Source organism: Paenibacillus sp. FSL H8-0315 (assembly GCF_038005365.1).
GTDB lineage: Bacteria > Bacillota > Bacilli > Paenibacillales > Paenibacillaceae > Paenibacillus_AQ > Paenibacillus_AQ odorifer.
Map to the genome: position 1 here is coordinate 4,332,041 of NZ_JBBOTA010000001.1, position 18,087 is coordinate 4,350,127.

Consider the following 18,087-nt stretch of genomic DNA (forward strand, 5'->3'; position numbering starts at 1 on the left):
TTAGTAGGTGTGAGGTACCCTGAAAAAAACAGATAATATGTGTATAAAGCATAAACAAGTAAGTGAGCAAAAGAAAGGGGGGGGCAATAAATGCGCGGCACTAAGTTGTCCCAGTTAGGTCAACAGCTTTTTTTCGTTGGTCCGGCAGTTTTGTTTTTTACCTTAATAACGATTATCCCATTTTTGATGGGGATGTATTACTCTTTCACAGATTGGAACGGTGTATCCGGTAATGTAAGTTGGGTCGGATTTCAAAACTTTTCCACTATTTTCTCAAATGACCCTGACTTCTGGTCTTCCTTTTGGTTCACGGTAAGATTTACGGTGTTAGGTGTGATTTTGACTAACGTGGTAGGCTTCTTCTTAGCTTATCTGTTAACTAAACCTTTAAAGACACGTAACATGCTTCGGACTATTTTCTTTATGCCGAACGTTATCGGGGGATTGTTGCTTGGTTTCATCTGGCAATTTATCTTCATCAAAGGGTTCGCCACTATGGGCGACCTGACAGGATGGTCCTTCTTTAATCTTCCTTGGCTCGGTGATGCCACAACAGGATTCTGGGCGATTGTAATGGTCTTTGTTTGGCAGTCTTCCGGTTATCTAATGGTTATCTACATTGCCTCGTTGAGTAACGTATCTAAAGAAGTACTAGAAGCGGCTGATATTGATGGTGCTTCCCGTTGGCAGGTGCTACGCAATATCGTAGTTCCACTAATTATGCCTGCTGTAACTATCGGATTATTCTTGGCCATTTCCTGGTCATTCAAAATGTTTGACCTTAACTTGTCCTTGACGAAGGGCGGACCGTTCAAATCGACGGAATCCGTTGCTATGAATATTTACAATGAAGCCTTCCTGAACAATCGTTACGGGCTGGGTACTGCAAAAGCGCTGCTGTTCTTTGTAATTGTAGCCATCATTACTCTGATTCAGGTCCGTATCACGAAGAGCAAGGAGGTTGAAGCGTAATGAAACCTACGGAAAAAAAGAGATGGAATATTGGTACGGAAGTGATAATGATCCTTCTGGCGCTGCTCTTTCTCTCTCCATTCTATTTCTTGCTCGCAAACTCGGTGAAATCCTTCGGTGAAATTCTGAGTGATGCGGCAAGCTGGCCAAAAGTATTTATGTGGTCGAACTATTCAACCGCCTGGAAATTAGCCCGTTTCGGTGAAGCATTCCGAAACTCGGTTATTATCACAGTGATCAGTGTTATTCTAATCTCTCTGTTCAGTGCGATGGCATCCTATCGTATGGTTCGGGCGAATACGAAATTCAATCAGTTCTTGCTGCTTATCTTTGTAGCAGCAATGGTAGTTCCGTTCCAAACGATTATGATTCCTATTCTGAAGGTCGTAAATGTTATTGGAGTAAACAACTCTTTCCTTGGTTTGATTATCACGAATCTAGGAATCAGTGTTCCGATGGCGATCTTCCTGTTCCACGGCTTTATCAAGTCCGTTCCTCTTGAAATTGAAGAGGCGGCTACAGTAGATGGATGTAATCCTATTACCGTGTTCTTCCGTATTGTGCTTCCTTTGCTGAAGCCAATGGTGATGACAACAATCGTGCTAAACGCACTTGGAATATGGAATGACTATCTGTTGCCATCCTTGATTCTTCAGGCACCAGAGCTTCGGACCATTCCACTAGCGACTTTCTCCTTCTTTGGTCAATACACCAAACAATGGGATATGGCACTTCCGGCTCTCGTAATAGGGGTCGCACCAATTATCATTTTCTACCTGTTTATGCAACGTTACATTGTTGAGGGAATAGCGGCTGGCTCGGTGAAAGGTTAACACCGAGCCCTCCGTTCCAAATATTTTTTAAGCAGTCCACTATTTTAAGGGGGAATATATAATGAAGAAGAAACACTCCGCAGTTGCTCTATCAGCAGTAATGGCAATGAGTTTAGCTCTAACGGCATGTGGTGGTAATAATAACGCTTCTAGTAACTCACAAAATGGAAGCGCTGGCACAAATTCAGGTGAAGTGAAGACCGTTAAGATCTTCCAATTCAAAACTGAAATCGTAGAAGGCCTCAATGAGCTTAAGGTAGAATTCGAAAAAGAATACCCTAACATCAAGCTGGATATCCAAACAGTTGGTGGTGGTGCGGACTACGCAGCAGCATTGAAAACTAAATTCGCTTCCGGCGATGCGCCTGATATTTTTTCCAATGGTGGATATGCAGAAATGGAACTTTGGGGAGACAAGATGGAAGATCTGTCCGACCAACCTTGGGTAAAAGATCTGATTCCTATGGCTGCAGAGCCTATGACTAAAGATGGCAAAGTATACGGTATGGCAATGAACCTTGAGGGTATCGGTATTGTGTATAACAAGGACTTGTTTGCTAAAGCGGGAATCACTGAAACTCCAAAAACATTGTCACAGCTTGAAGAAGCAGCTAAAAAGCTGCAAGCTATCGACGTAACTCCTTTTGGTAATGCATATCAGGAATGGTGGCTGCTAGGTAACCAAGGGATCAGCGTAGCCTTTGCACAACAAGATAATGTAGATGAATTCATCAAAGGTTTGAATGAAGGAACTGGTACAATTGTAGGAAATAAAACGTTTGAAGAGTGGAGCAAGTATCTCAAACTGACTTTACAATACGGACAAAAGAATCCTTTGACCACAGATGCTAACACTCACCTGGCAATGTTCGCAAAAGGCGAAACTGCAATGATGCAAGAAGGTAACTGGGCACAAACTCTTGTTGATAACATCACTCCTGATATGAACATTGGTATGTTCCCTATGCCAATCAATGAAGATGCTGAGAAGAATGACAAAATGACTGTTGGTATCCCTGCGAACCTTGTAGTCAACAAAGAATCCGGTTCTAAAGAAGAAGCAAAAACGTTCTTGAACTGGTTGGTAACTTCCGATATGGGTAAAGAGTACATCGTTAAAAAATGGAAATTCATCCCTGCTTTGTCCACAATCGAAGCAACACCTGAAGACATCGGTATGCTTGGAGCAGACGTATGGAACTATGTAAAAGAAAACAAAGTTTATGGCCTGCAATCCTCCAAATTCCCTGATGGTGTAACGCAAGAATTTGCCAGCGTGATCCAACAGTTCATCGCTGACAAGGTTGACGTTAACGGCTGGATGACTGGTATGCAAGCTGCATGGGACAAGCTTAAAAAATAAGTAAAGCACATTATAGAGAAGATTTAATGGATATTAGTGGTTAAACAGAAGCGCTCTCCGTATACCTCATCAATTTGAGACGGGGAGCGCTTTTTTGGGGAAACAGGGCTGAATATCAAGGGATGGGGAGAAGCGCCAATGAAACGATATGATCATGTTCAGATGGGAGTGGACTATTACCCGGAGCATTGGGATGAATCCATGTGGGAACCAGATATCAAGTTGATGAAAGAAACAGGTGTTAAAGTAGTCCGGGTTGCTGAGTTCGCATGGAGCCGACTGGAGCCTACTGAGGGGAATTACCAGTTTGAGTGGCTGGACCGTGCGCTGGACCTTTTTCATCAATATGATCTGCAGGTTGTGATGGGTACGCCAACAGCTACACCGCCAAGATGGTTAACGACGAAATTTCCGGATGTGCTTCCGGTGTTTGCTAATGGAGAGACCTTTCACCCGGGGGTACGTGGACACCGCTGCTATAACAGCACATCACTGCGTGAGTATGGCAGCCGTATTATTCTGCGTCTTGCCGAGCGTTACAGTGAACACCCGGCTGTCATAGGCTGGCAGACTGATAATGAATTTGGCATGTTGGATTGTCATTGTGACACTTGTAATACTGCTTTTCGAGCATGGGTACAAGCTAAATACGGAACACTGGCTGAGGTCAATGCAGAATGGGGAACCGTTGTTTGGAGCGGGGAGTACAGCGATTGGAATGATCTTACCGTGCCGTTGGGCGGATCACCTCATCAGAATCCATCTTTTCTATTGGACTTTCAGCGGTTTCAGTGGGATTCGGTGGTAGTGTTTCAGACAGCGCAGATCAATATTTTGCGTATGATTTGTCCAGAGCATTTCATAACCCATAACTTTCACAGCTATCCGCAGCGTCTCGATATGTACGCAGTGGGTGCAGATCTGGACGTGGCTGCGTTTGATTATTATCCGAATACTTCGCCAACCAAACAAGAGACAACGCCTTATACCGGAGCACTTTCATTGGACGTAACCCGTGGCATCAAACGCCAAAACTTCTGGATCATGGAGCAGTTGAGTGGATCTCCGGGTTGTTGGATGCCGATGTGGCGAACCCCTTATCCAGGACTGATTCGTGCCTATGCATGGCAGGCGATTGCTAGAGGTGCGGATACTGTTGTTCATTTTCGCTGGAGAAGTGCAACTTCAGGAGCAGAACAATTCTGGCACGGGCTGATTGATCACAGCAATGTTCCCGGACGCAGATTAGCGGAGTTCACGCAGCTATGTCATGAGGTTAATGGGCTGAGCGGCAAGCTCCAAGGAACGATGCTGAAAAACGAAGTGGCTATCCTCCATTCTCATGAAGAGAAGGCTGCGCTGGATATTCAGCCGCAGGCAGAGGGCTTTGATTATTATGAGAACATTAAGCAGATTCACCGGGCGGTGACCAAGCTTGGCATGGGCTGCGATGTTATCGACCTCAGACAACCGCTTGATGGATACAAAGTAGTGATCGCTCCAAATTTATATTTGCTGGATGAGGAGATCGTACGAAATCTGGAGGATTTTGCCCTCGCTGGCGGGACCTTACTGATCACCAACCGTAGTGGCGTCAAAAATATAAACAACATCGCAGTCATGCAACCGCTGCCTGGGCAGCTGAGCTATTGTACCGGCGTTGAAGTGCTGGAGTATGATCCGATTGGCGTTGAAGCACATGTCATCGTGGATGGGGAGGGTAACCCATATGAATGTACGCAGTGGTGCGACATCCTCCGACCTGTAGTGGCTCAGCCAATTTCTTGGTATGGTGATGATTTCTATCGCGGCACACCCGCTGTAACTGTTAATTCCTTCGGCAAAGGTCAGGTTTATTACTTTGGAACCCATGCGGATGAGCAATACTGGACAGTTCTATTGGAGAACCTGGCTAAGGAAAAAGGGTTGTTACGCTTTGAAGGATTGCCAAACGGAGTACAAGCCTCCGTGCGGACTGGAGATCAGGGAAGCTTCTTGTTCCTGCTTAATCTGAGCCGCGAGTCCGTGATTGTTCCGTTGCCACGAGAATACAGTAGCCTGCTGGATAATAAGATTCGATCTGGAGAGCTCCAGCTCGAGCCGTATGGCGTAGAGGTGCTGGAGATTTGAGTGGTTTTGAGTAAAGAGATTTTGGAGTGGGTTTGGGAGTGTGGCAGGAGAGGGGAAAGTGGAGAGGGGAATGTGTGGAGTAGGGTGAAGTGAAGGTTGGTGAAGATGGAGTGAGGGATGTGTGGAGTAGGGTGAAGTGAAGGTTGGTGAAGATGGAGTGAGGGATGTGTGGAGTAAGGTGAAGTGAAGGTTGGTGAAGATGGAGTGAGGGATGTGTGGGGTAGGAATAGTGAAGTAAGTGGAAGTGTGGAGTAAAAAATGAGTGGAGTAGGGCATGCAGAAACTTTAACAGAAGCACAACAGAAAATAGTTGCACTTCGTACACTTATTTGAAGTGTTGGAGTATTTAATTGGTTTTAGTTGCACTTTGTGCAGCTAAAAATTGGCTAATCCCGCTGCAAGGCCATATTCCGAGAATATAGTTGCACAGAATACACTTATATGGATAATTTCTGCCGTGCAGGCTATTTTAAGTGTACAAAGTGCAATTATTTCGTCTGACTTACTCATACTGAACTGAAGAGAGTTGCACAATGGAGTCCCCAACATGAGCAGATTTCCACGTGGAGTCCACCATAGCAGATTTCCACATGGAGTCCAACATGAGCAGATTCCCACATGGAGTCCAAAGCGGGCAGATTTCCACATGGAGTCCCAACATGAGCAGATTCCCACATGGAGTCCAACATGAGCAGATTTCCACATGGAGTCCACCATGAGCAAATTTCCACAATGGAACCATGAGCAGATCTGCACGATCCATCTCAGAGGTGCCGTACACTCGCAGCCAAATGCACCCAGCCACCGTACCGTACCGCACTTCACCGTACCGCCCATTTCTACACAATAGTAGCGCATACCATACTCTTACTACGTTCTAGCCGCATATTCCCAGCGAGCAATTTTTCCACAGTAGGCGGGGCATGTTTAATGCAGGCGTCTAAATTGCTCCGGCGTAGTCCCGGATTGCTTGCGAAATGTGGCTACATAATGGCTGACATCGCGGAAGCCGACTAGCTGGGAGATAGCTTTTACCGTAAGATCGGGTTGGCTTACGAGCATTTCTTTGCTTTTGCGGATGCGTAACCGTACGAAATAGGCATAAGGCGAGAGTCCGAAAGTTTGGACGAATAGGTTGTTAAGATAGCGCCCAGATACGCCTAGTTCATCGGCTAGATCGTTCAGTCCAAGATCAGGATCGCCATAATGGCTGTCCATCCATTTTAGCAGTGGCTGCAGCTTATCTACATTGCGGGAAATCGCCGTATTATTTTGAAGCTGGCCATATTTACTCAAAGTAAGCAAAAAACGATAAGCATCTGTGGAGGCGCCGAGACCAAACATATCCTGATAGGCATCATGACGATCCAGCATTTCCTTCAGCAAATTGGGGAGAGGCGCTTCATTTTCCCAACGGTAAAAAGAATTACTATTCATCCCAAGGGTCTCCAAAATAGAGTGTGCCGAATCGCCACCAAACGTTAGATAATAGGTACCCCAGTTTTTAGTGTAAGCCTCATAACGATGGGGTGTATAAGGAAGTAGTAATACGCCGCTGCCTTCGGGCAGGGAAAAGGTTTTATTGTCAAAATGGATGATCCCTTCACCTTCTGAGGTTTGAAGCCAATGATACGTGTCATAACCATCGGGGCGGGATACTTTTTCCTGATCATGATTGTGCCCCATACTGTCTAAAGTGATTGGCAAGTGCTGTCCACCTTCATGGACGAATACGATCCTGCGATGCATGATTTCGGACAATGTTATCCTCTCCTGTTAGTTCTATATTCTTATATGTATGAGATATTATTTTATATTTAAAGGGCAACCTTAACCATTTACAATAGATATATAATTATACTATAAAGGGTGTGCGAAGTGTGATTAACGATAAATTACCTAAAATTTGGTACGGTGGAGATTACAATCCGGAGCAATGGGATGCGCCAGTATGGGCTGAGGATGAACGGATGTTCAAGCTGGCGGGAATTGATGTTGCCACAATTAATGTGTTTTCCTGGGCTTTAATCCAACCTTCCGAAGATACTTATGATTTCTCCTCATTGGATGAATTAATGGATAGACTATATAAAAATGGAACTTATGTATGTCTAGCTACAGGAACAGGAGCACATCCAGCTTGGATGGCTCATCGTTATCCTGAAGTGACCCGTGTCGATGTGCAGGGCAGAAAACGTAAGTTCGGCGGACGTCATAACTCCAATCCGAACAGTTCAGTTTACCGCAAGTATGCAGCGAAGCTGGCTGGTAAGCTGGCAGAACGCTACAAGGATCATCCGGCACTGGTAGCTTGGCATATTTCTAATGAATATGGTGGCTATGATTATTCCGAACAGTCCGCTGCTGCCTTCCGTGTCTGGTTGAAGGAGCGTTATGGTTCGCTGGATGCTTTGAACAAGGCTTGGAATACACGCTTTTGGGGACATACGTTTTATGATTGGGAAGAAATTGTGGTGCCAAATGAGCTGAGTGAAGAATGGAACGGTAACCGTACTAACTTCCAAGGAATCTCGTTGGACTATCGCCGTTTTATGTCTTATAGCTTGCTCGAATGTTACAAAATCGAATACGAAGCGATCAAAGAACACAGCGCCAACGTACCTGTTACAACGAACCTGATGGGCTTTTATCCGGAGCTGGATTATTTTGAGTGGGCCAAGCATATGGATGTAATTTCTTGGGACAACTATCCTTCACTGGACACACCGGTCAGCTTTACAGCAATGACACATGACCTTATGCGTGGATTAAAAAATGGCCAACCATTCATGCTGATGGAGCAAACACCGAGCCAGCAGAACTGGCAACCGTACAACTCTTTGAAACGTCCAGGCGTTATGCGTCTATGGAGTTACCAAGCTGTGGCGCGTGGTGCAGATACTGTGTTGTTCTTCCAACTGCGTCGTTCGATAGGGGCTTGTGAAAAGTATCATGGAGCGGTAATTGAGCATGTGGGTCATGAACACACACGGGTATTCCGTGAATGTGCTGAGCTGGGTAAAGAGCTCGAGCAGCTTGGAGATCAACTACTGGATGCGCGTAGTGCAGCTAAAGTAGGGATTATCTACGATTGGGAAAATCGTTGGGCGCTTGATCTCTCAAGCGGTCCGTCGGTTGCCTTGGATTACGTGAATGAAGTCCACAAATATTATGATGCGCTGTATCAGCAAAATATCGAAGCCGACATGATCGGGGTCGAAGAGAACCTGTCCAAGTATGAAATTGTTATCGCACCCGTAATGTACATGGTCAAGCCAGGTTTTGCAGAGAAGGTTGAAGCCTTTGTAAAAGCGGGCGGCACATTCATTACAACTTATTTCAGCGGTATTGTTAATGAGAACGACCTCGTGACGGTTGGAGGTTATCCAGGCGAATTGCGTAAAGTGCTTGGAATTTGGGCAGAGGAAATCGATGCATTACTGCCAGGTATGAGCAATGAACTCGTGCTGGATAAAACGTGGGGTAGCTTGAGTGGTTCTTATAAATGTGATCTGCTCTGCGATCTGATCCATGCCGAAGGGGCAGAAGTTTTGGCGGAGTACGGTTCTGATTTCTATAAAGGAATGCCTGCATTGACTGTGAATAAATTTGGCGAAGGTAAAGCTTATTATTTGGCGACTAGCCCAGAAGCTGGATTCCTACAAGGATTCTTAGCGAATCTATGTGCCGAAAAGAACATTCAACCGCTGGTAACTGCACCGGAAGGTATCGAATCTGTTCAACGTGTGAAGGATGGCGTATCTTACTTGTTCTTACTGAACCACACTGCCGGGGATTTAAGCGCGGATATTGGGGCAGCTGAGCGTACTGATCTACTGACAGGTAATGTAATCAGTGGTTCAGCAGTTGTACCGGGTCGTGGAGTATTGATTTTGTCGGATAAAAAATAGTTGAGTCTCGTCTAACCTATATAAATTTGAAATCCCCACTACAAAACGCTTTTTTGAAGCTGATCGTAGGTGGGGATTTTTTTTCTGTTATTTTTTGGTAGTTCAGTCGCTGCTCTTTTTGCCTTCAGCCATCCCCATTGGGTTTCCGCTGCTTAAGGTAATGCTCTCCGCCACAGTGGAATCTGATTTAAGCGTATATTGGATAATGTCATCAGCTTTCAGGTCAGCTAAGCTGATCGTGTTCTCCTGACGCGTGCCATTGTCAAAGGTCACCGTTACAATTTTGGTATCAGCATCAATTGTAATATCTGTGGTTTCCTCGGAGAAGGTTTGCTGCATCCCACCTCCCTGTGGTCCACCACCTTGTCCACCGCCGTCAGGGGCTCCGCCTTCCGGTATTCCCCCCTCTGGAGGTGTACCGTTTTCTGAGCCTTGATCACCTTCGGGTCTTTCCGGTGGAGTACCAGCCTGGCCGTTCTGCATATCGGCTCCAGCCGTATCTCCAGTGCCTTGTGCGGGCGGGGAAGGCATTTCTGACGTATAGATTGTAATTGTGTTGTCGCTAATACTCTTAATCTTGCCGAAATTCATGGACATGCCGGGTCTGCCGTTTTGTTGATTGCCGTTTCCTTGAGATTGCTGTGCCTCAGCGTTATCTGCGGGTGCCGTGTTCGCTTGGTTATTAGTAACAGCTGTTCCTTCGGACTCCGAATTGGTGCTGCAGCCAGCCAATAGTAGAGAAGCGAGTAGACTTCCTGAGATCATAATCGGTATTAATTTCTTCATTTATTTTCTCTCCTTAATAGTTTTAGATTGATTAGGAGAAATATATCAGACGGTTCTGAAAGGTTGCTTAAGATCAGCTGAAAGTTTGCCTAAAGAAATAGATCATGTAAATGCTATATAATAATCATATAAGTGGGATAAAACTCTACAAAGGTAAGTCATGGTAAGAGATAACCAACGTTCAGGAAAGAGGCAGTACATGAAGAATTTACTCGTAACAGGCTACCGTGCGCATGAGCTCGGTATTTTTGACAATAAGCATCCGGGAATTCCTTATATCAAAAAGGCGCTGTCTAACAGATTAAAGCCGCTAATTGAAGAAGGCGTCGAATGGATTATTACCCCCGGCCAGTATGGTGTCGATCTTTGGGCTTGTGAGGTGGTATGTGAACTCAAGACTCAATATCCTGAATTGAAATTGGGGATCATTACGGCGCATACTGGACAGGAAGAGAAGTGGAAGGAAGAGAAGCAGGAGGAATACCGACGTATTATTGCGGGTGCGGACTTTTGCAGGGCGGTCAGTAATGCCCCTTATGACGGCAGCTGGCAGTTCAGGGCCAGAGATGACTTGTTGTTCCGCAAAAGTGACGGGATATTGCTCTTTTATGATGAGGATGCGGCGGAAGGCAGCCCGAAGTTTTTTAAAGAACGAGCGCTGAAGCTGCATGCAGAGGGGGACTACGAGCTGTTTCTTATTCATTCTGATGAGATTCAAAATATTGCCGATGAAGAAAATCAGCGAGATTATGAATAAAGCTACGAACGAAGATATCGCGAAATAAAAAAGCCCGAATCGGCATTGGGAAATCACCGTTACGGGCTTTAGTTTCTATTTGAACGAGAGGCGGAGAATAGGATGAGTGAGGTCAATCAAGCAGATATTTGTTATGTTATTTTGCTTAGCCCGACGAATCAAGACCGTAGAGACATGGAGATTATTCGTGGTCATGTTAAGCATTTACAAGAGCTGGACCGTAAAGGACAATTAGTGCTGTGTGGTCCCTTTAGTGATTGTCCTGGCGGTATGGTTATTGTAAGAGCGGACTCACGCGAAGAAGCCGTTCTCCTTGCCGAAAAAGATCCTTACGTGCTCTCTGGCATTCGTAGCTATGAAGTGCGTACATGGAGTCTGTCCCATGAGGGAAACAGGCATTTAGGTATTGTTCCACTCCAGGAATAGGTTTAATCAAATGAAGCTTTTTAGCGAAGGTGCTTTTCGCACCTTGTAATGCTGCTCATAGGCATAGGCTAGCTTGATAAGCGTAGGCTCCTGATAAGCTTTTGCTGAGAAGGTTACACCAAAGGGAGCGCCGGCCGAAGTGTATCCAGAAGGAACGACGATGGACGGATATCCTGCTCTGGAAGTAATTCTGGCGCCAAAATCGGCAGGGAACAGCAGGGCATCCAGATTGTATTCTTTCATAGTGGCATCGATCCCTTCTTCCTTGCACAGCTTCAGGTCAGTCGCACGATGGCGTAAATATTGAGCTTCGCTTTGTGTGCCGGAGGAGGTATATTCCGCATCTATTAATGTAGCTTGACCAAATCTCAAAGTCTCCACAGGGTGTGCATGATTAAAATCAATAATATCCTTCAAGGTTCGCATAGGTGCTCCGGGGCCCAAATGAGATAAATAAGCATTCAGTGCTGTTTTGAATTCGTTTAATACCACCGAAGAGTAACTAATTTCGCGGGCGGTCTTAATATCCGCAGGATCAATGATGGTCGCTCCAAGCTCTCTCATTTTGTCGACGGAAGCGTTGAACAAAGCAAGCTGCTCATCTGTGAGCTCCTCAAAATAATAATCACGTGGTATCCCAATTCGAGCGCCCTGCAAACCATTCGGATCAAGGAATACAGTATAATCCTCGTGGATTTTACCTGTATTTGTTCCCATAGCTGCATCGTGATCCTTGCCCAGCATGGCGTTTAGCAGTAACACGGCATCATGAACGGTTCTAGCCATAGGGCCTGCGGTGTCTTGTGTATTGGAGAGCGGCAGGATTCCTGAACGGCTGAGCAGCCCCACGGTTGGCTTAATGCCGATGATGGAGCCCAAATTACCGGGATTAAGAATCGATCCCGAAGTTTCTGTGCCAACAGAGACCGTACAGAAATTACAAGCGACAGCTACTGCTGAACCCGCACTAGAGCCGCCGGTTGGCGTAGAAATATTGTAGGGGTTAAGGACTTGCCCGCCACGGGAGCTATAGCCGGAGGGCATGCCGTTCGTCATAAAATTGGCGAATTCGGTCATATTGGCTTTACCCATAATAATGGCGCCGGCTTCACGCAGCTTGGTAACTATAAACGCATCTTCCCCGGCAAAAGAATTCGCCAAAGCCAGCGAACCCGCACTTGTATGCATTTTGTCCCCAGTATTGATGTTATCTTTCAATAACACAGGTATCCCGTGCAGGGGGCCGCGTGGGCCATTAATTGCCCGTTCCACATCCAGAGATTCTGCGATAAACAACGCATCAGGATTAATCTCCAGTACAGAGTTAATCGTCAGGCCGTTTTTGTCGTGATCAGCAATGCGTTCATAATACATGAGAACTAGTTGTTTTGACGTAATTTCTCCGGCTTCTAATGCAGCTTGGATGTCCGGTATGGTGGCCTCTACGATTTCAAAACTCATATGCGTTCACGCTTCTTTCCCTCTAGGATATGGCTTCTCCTTCATCTAACCATAATTTGGGTGTCGTTGGTAGTTTTCTTTTTAGACTTACATTTTGATTGGCCATTTGATATATTCAGGTCTGCATTGTAATTTTTTTATTTTTCTAGATTAGGAGCTAAATTAAGAACATGAAAAACCACAACTTTGCTTCAAAAATTATCACTTTTTTTGTGGTGATGATAAGTTTTGCTGTTTTATCTTCAAGTCAAGCCTTTGCGGAAGACAGTGATCTCAAATGTTATTTGGACGGTAAGCAATTACATTTTAATGTAAGTCCTATACTGAAAGATGGAGTTACATACGTACCTATGCGGGCGATCTTTGAAGCTTTAGGCGCAACTATTAAATGGGATAATCATGCGAAGTCGGTCTCAGCGGTTAAAGGGGATATTAACATTAAGGGTATCAATTTTCAAAATAATACACTAGTCCCTTTAAGATTTATTAGCGAAGTGTTGGGTAGTAGTGTTACTTGGGATGAAGGTACAAAATCTATTTACATAACCTCACCAGTTGCCGAGGAGAAGATTATTGCCCCGGTCAACAGAACAATTTCAGTAGGAAGCCAAGAGCAATCAAAATCGTTATCAGATGAGAGAAACAGGTTTGTTATAATCGTAAAGCACTACGGAATTAAAAATAATCAGTTGTATAGCTTGCTCGAATTTTCTAACATGGATAATAAAGACATCTCAATAAATTTTAAGTCCGGTGATCAAAAAATCATAAAGACATTCTCAAAGGAAAAGGACCCCATGCCGACTCTGAAAATTGAAAATTGTACGGAAGTAACCCATAAAGTAGTTATCGATAATATTGGCGGGAATATATATAAAATCCCGGAATTTTCAGTTAATCAGGCGTGTGTCAGTTCCAACCAATCCCAACAAGATGCGCTTGATGTATGGCGGAACAACAATTCCGGCCTCTCGGAATTAGGCAGTAACCTCGTGTCTGTCCGTAAATATATTCAAGGTCAGACGGGTGGGCTGCAAAACTTTGTGATCCCAGCCAATAAAGCTGAACAGCTGATCTTGGTCGCCCCAGTTGGAGGGAAGGATAGGTTGGTTGTGGAGGGCAGTTATTTTGTAGGAGGTCTATCAAATAAGACTATAGAATTCCAACTAGATTATGAAGTGGTTTCTGAGCTCGATTTGGGTATTTATAGTTACATATATACGGAACCTGTATATTAAGGATCGTTTTATTAGAAAAGAGGTGTCCGAACGGCCAAAATAAATGGCTGCTCAGACACCTCTTTTGTTGTGAGTGTGTAGATTAAAGTCTGACAATTACTCCTGCGCTGCTGTAAATCCCTCTTCCGCTAAATATTCTTTAGCTTCCTCAAGCGTTTCAAACGCCATCTCCAGATTGAGGTCGGCATAGACATACCATAAATCATCCTCAAGCTTTAGGGTTAGGGTTTGGCCCTCATCATTAGTCCAGAGTGTATCGGCAGTTGCCGCAGCCTTTTTCTTTCTTTTGCTGGCTACAGGAGCATCAGGAATGTAAATAGACAGTGAGGTGATGGAGGCATCCAGCAAACTACGCAGCTCGGATTCCGAGTAGTCGCGAATATTCACGAAGCCCTTATCGTCTGTCTCGTAGCCCCGCAGTAAGCCTGCGAACACATAGCCATTACCATTTGGATGCAGGTGAAAAGCCACGGTTTTCTTATCATGCTGGCTTTCCTCGTAGTGATAGTTCACGCGCCCAAGGGATACATTTTTGCGTTCCAGCTGGGGGTAAGAGTCGAGAATCGCTAATTTTTGTTCAAAAGTAAGCATATACAGCCTCCGGTTTTCGGTGTGATTGTGCACATGATTATACCATGTCGATGGATCGCAGACTATTTTTTAATCATCAAGCGGCAGAGACAGCACGAAGGTGCAGCCTTTGTCTGAGTGCTCCTCAAGCACGAGGCTTCCGTTCATAGATTCGGCCAACAGACGGCTGAAGGTTAGGCCGAGTCCCAGACCACGCAGTGTGCTCTGCTTATCGCTGCCCCGGAAGAAGGCTTCGAAGACATGCTCACTATGATTGGATGAGATGCCAAGCCCGTTATCTTGAACACGAATTTCGGCAAAGCCATGACCTTGCTGATCCAGCAGTTCTATTGTAAGCTGCACCTTTCGATCCGGAGCTTTGGCTTGTACACTGTTATTAAGTAGATTGACGATTATCTGCTGGATACGAAGGGAGTCCCCACGCAAAAATAAGGGATTAATCGGCATATGAAGCACGGGTTCAGCAACATCTTCCGCCTGTGTCAGTTTCCATTGATATACGATTTCTGATAGTAGTGGTACGGCATCCAGTCGGTCGTGACGAACAGAAACCATTCCTGCAGTCAGGGCATTGTAATCCAGAAGGTCGGCTACCATTCGCTGCAACCGTCCAGCCTCCAGCAGGGCAATATCCAGAAATTCCGCAGCTTCATCACCTTCAACGACCCCTTCGCGTACAGCATGCACCAAGCCTTTAATAGAAGTTACGGGTGTTTTCAACTCATGGGAGACTCCGGCCAGCATTACGGCTCGAGACTGCTCAAATTGCTGTAACTTGCCTGCCATCTCTTCAAAAGACATCATCAGCTCATGAATTTCCCGCTCTTTAGCATCCTTATCTAGAACGATATCATAACGGCCCTGGCTGATTTGAGCCGCAGCCTCGACTACCTTCTGAATGGGTTTTGCCAGTTTACGAGATAAGAGGTAAATGGTTAGCCAACTTAAGATGATTAGAAACAGCAGCAGTATGGAGAAAAATATGATCTCCTCCTGTGGAATATGCCGCAGCGATTTTTTGGATTGCAGGACAATAACCTGTCCCAGTGTTTTGTCATCCGAATTTATGGGAGCCACAGCAGCCTTAAACTCAGGACTGCGGGAGTCGTTCAGGCTATCATTTAGCTTATATCTCATTTCCTTGTCAGTTAGAGGTGGCAGGGAGAATAGCATTTGACCTTGTTGATCAGTAATGATCACGCACATCTCTATGGTTAACTTGAAAAACCGCTTCCGGTCTTCGATCAGTTTTTCGAGATTTTGGCTGATTTCAATGGAGCCTTCCATATTTAAGCTGCGATCTGCAATCTCCTGTGCCAAAAGCCCCGCAGTCTGCAGACGATTGCTCATAGCCTCCTGACGGATCCACCATAATGTAGCTAAAGCTGTGAGGAGCAGGCCTACACTAATAATGAGCAGATAACGTATCGTCCAGTAAGAAAGGATAGAGGTACGTTTGGCGTTGTTTCTCTTTAAGTTGTCCATAATTGATATCCCGTCCCCCTTAGGGTACGGATTTCCCCCTCACTAGTAGGCCAGTGCGACAACGCTTGGCGTAGTCTTTTGATCGACAAATCTACCGCCCGGTCGCTTCCTTCATAATCCATTTCCCATACAAATTCTATTAATTGCTCACGCGTACAAATCTGATTAGGTCTTTCAGCGAGAAATAACAGCACTGACATATCCCGAGGACTAAGACTCAGCTCAGCCCCATTTAAAAAGACAGCACGTGCTGTGAAGTCGATAAACAAACTGCCATAATGCCGTTTACGGCTGCCATCAGACCACTGCGAGGGACGGCGTAAGACAGCGTTCACGCGTGCTACCACCTCCTCGGGAATAAAAGGTTTAGACATATAATCATCCGCACCACCGTCGAGGCCGGCTAGCCGGTCATTGATCCCATCTCTTGCTGTCAGCATGATCACAGGGCAGCTGCTTTTTTCACGGATGAGCTTAAGCAGTTCAAAGCCGTCCATGTTTGGCAGCATGATGTCTAGTAATACTAATGAAGGAGGAGATATAGCAAAAGACTCCAGCGCAGCGCGTCCATCAGCTACACGGGTGACTTGAAAGCCTGCTTTTTTCAGATAAGCACTGAGGACCCTAGAGATGGCTTCTTCATCTTCTACAACAAGAATGGATTTCGTCAAATTGGAGTACCTCCAGTCCATAAAATTTACGACAAGTTTAACACATCATAGCCCGTTCTGCTCTGACTTCTTCCCGACATATTGCTTTGTTAGAATGAGGGACGAGCTTGAAAGCATACAGAAATTATGAATATTGGAGGGAACAGGATGAAGAGAAAAAGAATAGCCTTGATCGCTGCAGGAGTTATTATCGTAGGAGTAGTCACAGGTTATACATTACTGGATAAATCGCTGGGCAATAATGTAGAGATCGAGTCCGTGATTCCAAATCAAGCAACCACAGCAGATGCTGGAGAGACAACAAATAACACTGGAGCATCAGCAGGGGTGGCGGTCACAGCCGAACAATTAAACGGGGATTGGACCCTTGGGGAAACCTCTAAAGTCTATTGGTCAGTGACGACCTCTAAAGAAACAGTAAACTTCGTAGACAACAAAGTTCAGGGTACCTGGAAGGTAAATATAGAGGATTCTACTTCGATGGCCGGGGAAGGGACAGTGGATATGAGCGCTCTGGATTCTGGCAATAGCCAACGGGACGAGCATGTAAAAGGAGAGGATTTTCTATCCGTTACGGAATTTCCACAATCCACGTTTGTAGTGAAGTCATTTTCGGAGCTGCCGGCAGAATGGACTGAAGGAGCAACTGTGCCTGTTGAAATGCAGGGGACGCTTACCGTAAAAGGAGTAGAAAAGGACGTCACCTTTCAGTCGCAAGCGGCGTATAGCGGGGGACAGTTGATGCTGTCGGGAACGACAACAGTGGCCTTTTCTGACTTTGGTCTAAGCAATCCCCACACCGTTGTACTGGATACAGAAAATAATCTTGAGGTTCGTTTGGAGCTTGTGCTGACAAAATAGTAGCTCTTTCGTAAGGATAACGCTGCTGTGAAATTTATAGAGAGACTGTACTGAAGAGATTTTCCCAGGCCGTGTTGGCTTTTGGGAGAGTCTCTTTGGTTTGGAATGAATTGTATGTTTTAATAGTAGTATCTGTCGAATAACTAGCAATAGTGGAGGTGTTCTTTGTGATCAAGGTGGCGGCAGCAATTATACATAATGAAGAAGGGCAGATTCTTATTGCCCGGCGGCGGCAAGGTAAATCGCAGGCAGGTCTGTGGGAATTTCCTGGTGGCAAAATAGAGCAGGATGAGAGCATCGCAGAGTGTCTGCAAAGAGAGCTTCAGGAAGAGATGGGGATCACAATCCTTCCCTATGAGAGCTTTGGCATGAACGAGCATAACTATGGAGAGATAAAGATCCAATTGATTGCTTGGAAAGCGCGGTATCAGGGAGGTGTAATTGATCTGGTGGATCACGACGAACATAGGTGGGTGCTTCCGGCTGAACTGGATCAGTTCATGTTTGCTCCGGCAGATCTTCCTTTTGTAGAACGTCTAGTGATGGAATCAAAGCCGGATTGAAGGGAGATATAATATAATATAGAAGAAAGGAAGAGCTTA

Annotated in this window: 17 protein-coding genes; 10 read left to right on the plus strand and 7 right to left on the minus strand. The window is 45.3% G+C overall.

The genetic code is table 11. From position 1 onward, the window contains the following. The first annotated feature begins 90 nt into the window (after positions 1 to 90). The 4 genes from MHB56_RS18805 to MHB56_RS18820 all read left to right on the plus strand — a co-directional run bounded on the left by MHB56_RS18805 (position 91) and on the right by MHB56_RS18820 (position 5,298). On the plus strand, positions 91 to 972 hold the full coding sequence (locus tag MHB56_RS18805; RefSeq protein WP_036680772.1) for a carbohydrate ABC transporter permease: 882 nt from the start codon (positions 91 to 93) through the stop codon (positions 970 to 972). Then, the gene (locus MHB56_RS18810) at positions 972 to 1,805 is read left to right on the plus strand and encodes a carbohydrate ABC transporter permease (protein ID WP_036680774.1); all 834 of its coding nucleotides are present in this window, start codon (positions 972 to 974) and stop codon (positions 1,803 to 1,805) included. Before MHB56_RS18805 ends, MHB56_RS18810 begins: the two co-directional genes overlap by 1 nt. 61 nt (positions 1,806 to 1,866) lie before the next feature. Continuing rightward, complete coding sequence (locus MHB56_RS18815; RefSeq protein WP_094902687.1) at positions 1,867 to 3,168, plus strand: ABC transporter substrate-binding protein; 1,302 nt, start codon at positions 1,867 to 1,869, stop codon at positions 3,166 to 3,168. A gap of 138 nt (positions 3,169 to 3,306) precedes the next feature. After that, a complete protein-coding gene (locus tag MHB56_RS18820; RefSeq protein WP_341143868.1) occupies positions 3,307 to 5,298 on the plus strand; it encodes a beta-galactosidase in 1,992 nt (663 codons plus the stop codon). Positions 5,299 to 5,800: 502 nt separating this feature from the next. Here MHB56_RS18820 and MHB56_RS18825 read toward each other — a convergent pair. Continuing rightward, entirely contained in the window at positions 5,801 to 6,118 is a 318-nt protein-coding gene (locus MHB56_RS18825) for a hypothetical protein (protein ID WP_341143869.1), read from the minus strand. Between the two features lie 107 nt (positions 6,119 to 6,225). After that, positions 6,226 to 7,059 (minus strand): AraC family transcriptional regulator, encoded by an 834-nt coding sequence (locus tag MHB56_RS18830; protein ID WP_341143870.1) that lies wholly within the window; start codon positions 7,057 to 7,059, stop codon positions 6,226 to 6,228. Between the two features lie 119 nt (positions 7,060 to 7,178). On the opposite strand from MHB56_RS18830, the gene MHB56_RS18835 reads away from it, so the two are divergent. Then, a complete protein-coding gene (locus MHB56_RS18835; RefSeq protein WP_341143871.1) occupies positions 7,179 to 9,209 on the plus strand; it encodes a beta-galactosidase in 2,031 nt (676 codons plus the stop codon). Between the two features lie 102 nt (positions 9,210 to 9,311). Here MHB56_RS18835 and MHB56_RS18840 read toward each other — a convergent pair whose 3' ends face one another. Next, positions 9,312 to 9,995 carry a hypothetical protein gene (locus tag MHB56_RS18840; RefSeq protein ID WP_341143872.1) on the minus strand — a complete coding sequence of 228 codons (684 nt, stop codon included), beginning with the start codon at positions 9,993 to 9,995 and terminating at the stop codon, positions 9,312 to 9,314. A gap of 199 nt (positions 9,996 to 10,194) precedes the next feature. Here MHB56_RS18840 and MHB56_RS18845 point away from each other — a divergent pair, with 199 nt between their 5' ends. Together MHB56_RS18845 and MHB56_RS18850 are read left to right on the plus strand one after the other, a co-directional pair. Continuing rightward, complete coding sequence (locus MHB56_RS18845) at positions 10,195 to 10,752, plus strand: DUF1273 domain-containing protein (RefSeq protein ID WP_036680784.1); 558 nt, start codon at positions 10,195 to 10,197, stop codon at positions 10,750 to 10,752. Between the two features lie 102 nt (positions 10,753 to 10,854). Beyond that, positions 10,855 to 11,178 (plus strand): YciI family protein, encoded by a 324-nt coding sequence (locus MHB56_RS18850; RefSeq protein WP_341143873.1) that lies wholly within the window; start codon positions 10,855 to 10,857, stop codon positions 11,176 to 11,178. Positions 11,179 to 11,184: 6 nt separating this feature from the next. On the opposite strand, the gene MHB56_RS18855 is transcribed toward MHB56_RS18850, so the two are convergent. Beyond that, positions 11,185 to 12,639 (minus strand): amidase family protein, encoded by a 1,455-nt coding sequence (locus MHB56_RS18855; protein WP_341143874.1) that lies wholly within the window; start codon positions 12,637 to 12,639, stop codon positions 11,185 to 11,187. Positions 12,640 to 12,809: 170 nt separating this feature from the next. Here MHB56_RS18855 and MHB56_RS18860 point away from each other — a divergent pair, with 170 nt between their 5' ends. After that, positions 12,810 to 13,877, plus strand: a complete 1,068-nt coding sequence (locus tag MHB56_RS18860) for a copper amine oxidase N-terminal domain-containing protein (protein ID WP_341143875.1) — start codon at positions 12,810 to 12,812, stop codon at positions 13,875 to 13,877. Positions 13,878 to 13,973: 96 nt separating this feature from the next. On the opposite strand, the gene MHB56_RS18865 is transcribed toward MHB56_RS18860, so the two are convergent. The 3 genes from MHB56_RS18865 to MHB56_RS18875 all read right to left on the minus strand — a co-directional run bounded on the left by MHB56_RS18865 (position 13,974) and on the right by MHB56_RS18875 (position 16,624). After that, entirely contained in the window at positions 13,974 to 14,468 is a 495-nt protein-coding gene (locus MHB56_RS18865) for a hypothetical protein (protein WP_076099543.1), read from the minus strand. Positions 14,469 to 14,537: 69 nt separating this feature from the next. After that, positions 14,538 to 15,953 carry a HAMP domain-containing sensor histidine kinase gene (locus MHB56_RS18870; RefSeq protein WP_280753480.1) on the minus strand — a complete coding sequence of 472 codons (1,416 nt, stop codon included), beginning with the start codon at positions 15,951 to 15,953 and terminating at the stop codon, positions 14,538 to 14,540. Continuing rightward, positions 15,941 to 16,624 (minus strand): response regulator transcription factor, encoded by a 684-nt coding sequence (locus MHB56_RS18875; RefSeq protein ID WP_232061150.1) that lies wholly within the window; start codon positions 16,622 to 16,624, stop codon positions 15,941 to 15,943. The genes MHB56_RS18870 and MHB56_RS18875 overlap by 13 nt, the downstream gene beginning before the upstream one ends. Before the next feature lie 147 nt (positions 16,625 to 16,771). Between MHB56_RS18875 and MHB56_RS18880 the strand changes: the two genes are divergently transcribed. Both MHB56_RS18880 and mutT read left to right on the plus strand, forming a co-directional pair. Beyond that, positions 16,772 to 17,485, plus strand: a complete 714-nt coding sequence (locus MHB56_RS18880; protein ID WP_076194409.1) for a YceI family protein — start codon at positions 16,772 to 16,774, stop codon at positions 17,483 to 17,485. Between the two features lie 167 nt (positions 17,486 to 17,652). After that, on the plus strand, positions 17,653 to 18,048 hold the full coding sequence (gene mutT / locus MHB56_RS18885; RefSeq protein WP_076185009.1) for an 8-oxo-dGTP diphosphatase MutT: 396 nt from the start codon (positions 17,653 to 17,655) through the stop codon (positions 18,046 to 18,048). Positions 18,049 to 18,087 lie beyond the last annotated feature (39 nt).

Excerpts from the sequence above, each read along its gene's own strand:
- MHB56_RS18805 (WP_036680772.1), top strand. The coding sequence starts at position 91 with ATGCGCGGCACTAAGTTGTCCCAGTTAGGTCAACAGCTTTTTTTCGTT.
- MHB56_RS18855 (WP_341143874.1), bottom strand. The coding sequence starts at position 12,639 with ATGAGTTTTGAAATCGTAGAGGCCACCATACCGGACATCCAAGCTGCA.
- MHB56_RS18870 (WP_280753480.1), bottom strand. The coding sequence starts at position 15,953 with ATGGACAACTTAAAGAGAAACAACGCCAAACGTACCTCTATCCTTTCT.
- MHB56_RS18860 (WP_341143875.1), top strand. The coding sequence starts at position 12,810 with ATGAAAAACCACAACTTTGCTTCAAAAATTATCACTTTTTTTGTGGTG.
- MHB56_RS18815 (WP_094902687.1), top strand. The coding sequence starts at position 1,867 with ATGAAGAAGAAACACTCCGCAGTTGCTCTATCAGCAGTAATGGCAATG.
- MHB56_RS18820 (WP_341143868.1), top strand. The coding sequence starts at position 3,307 with ATGAAACGATATGATCATGTTCAGATGGGAGTGGACTATTACCCGGAG.
- MHB56_RS18850 (WP_341143873.1), top strand. The coding sequence starts at position 10,855 with ATGAGTGAGGTCAATCAAGCAGATATTTGTTATGTTATTTTGCTTAGC.
- MHB56_RS18810 (WP_036680774.1), top strand. The coding sequence starts at position 972 with ATGAAACCTACGGAAAAAAAGAGATGGAATATTGGTACGGAAGTGATA.
- MHB56_RS18865 (WP_076099543.1), bottom strand. The coding sequence starts at position 14,468 with ATGCTTACTTTTGAACAAAAATTAGCGATTCTCGACTCTTACCCCCAG.
- MHB56_RS18845 (WP_036680784.1), top strand. The coding sequence starts at position 10,195 with ATGAAGAATTTACTCGTAACAGGCTACCGTGCGCATGAGCTCGGTATT.
- MHB56_RS18840 (WP_341143872.1), bottom strand. The coding sequence starts at position 9,995 with ATGAAGAAATTAATACCGATTATGATCTCAGGAAGTCTACTCGCTTCT.
- MHB56_RS18880 (WP_076194409.1), top strand. The coding sequence starts at position 16,772 with ATGAAGAGAAAAAGAATAGCCTTGATCGCTGCAGGAGTTATTATCGTA.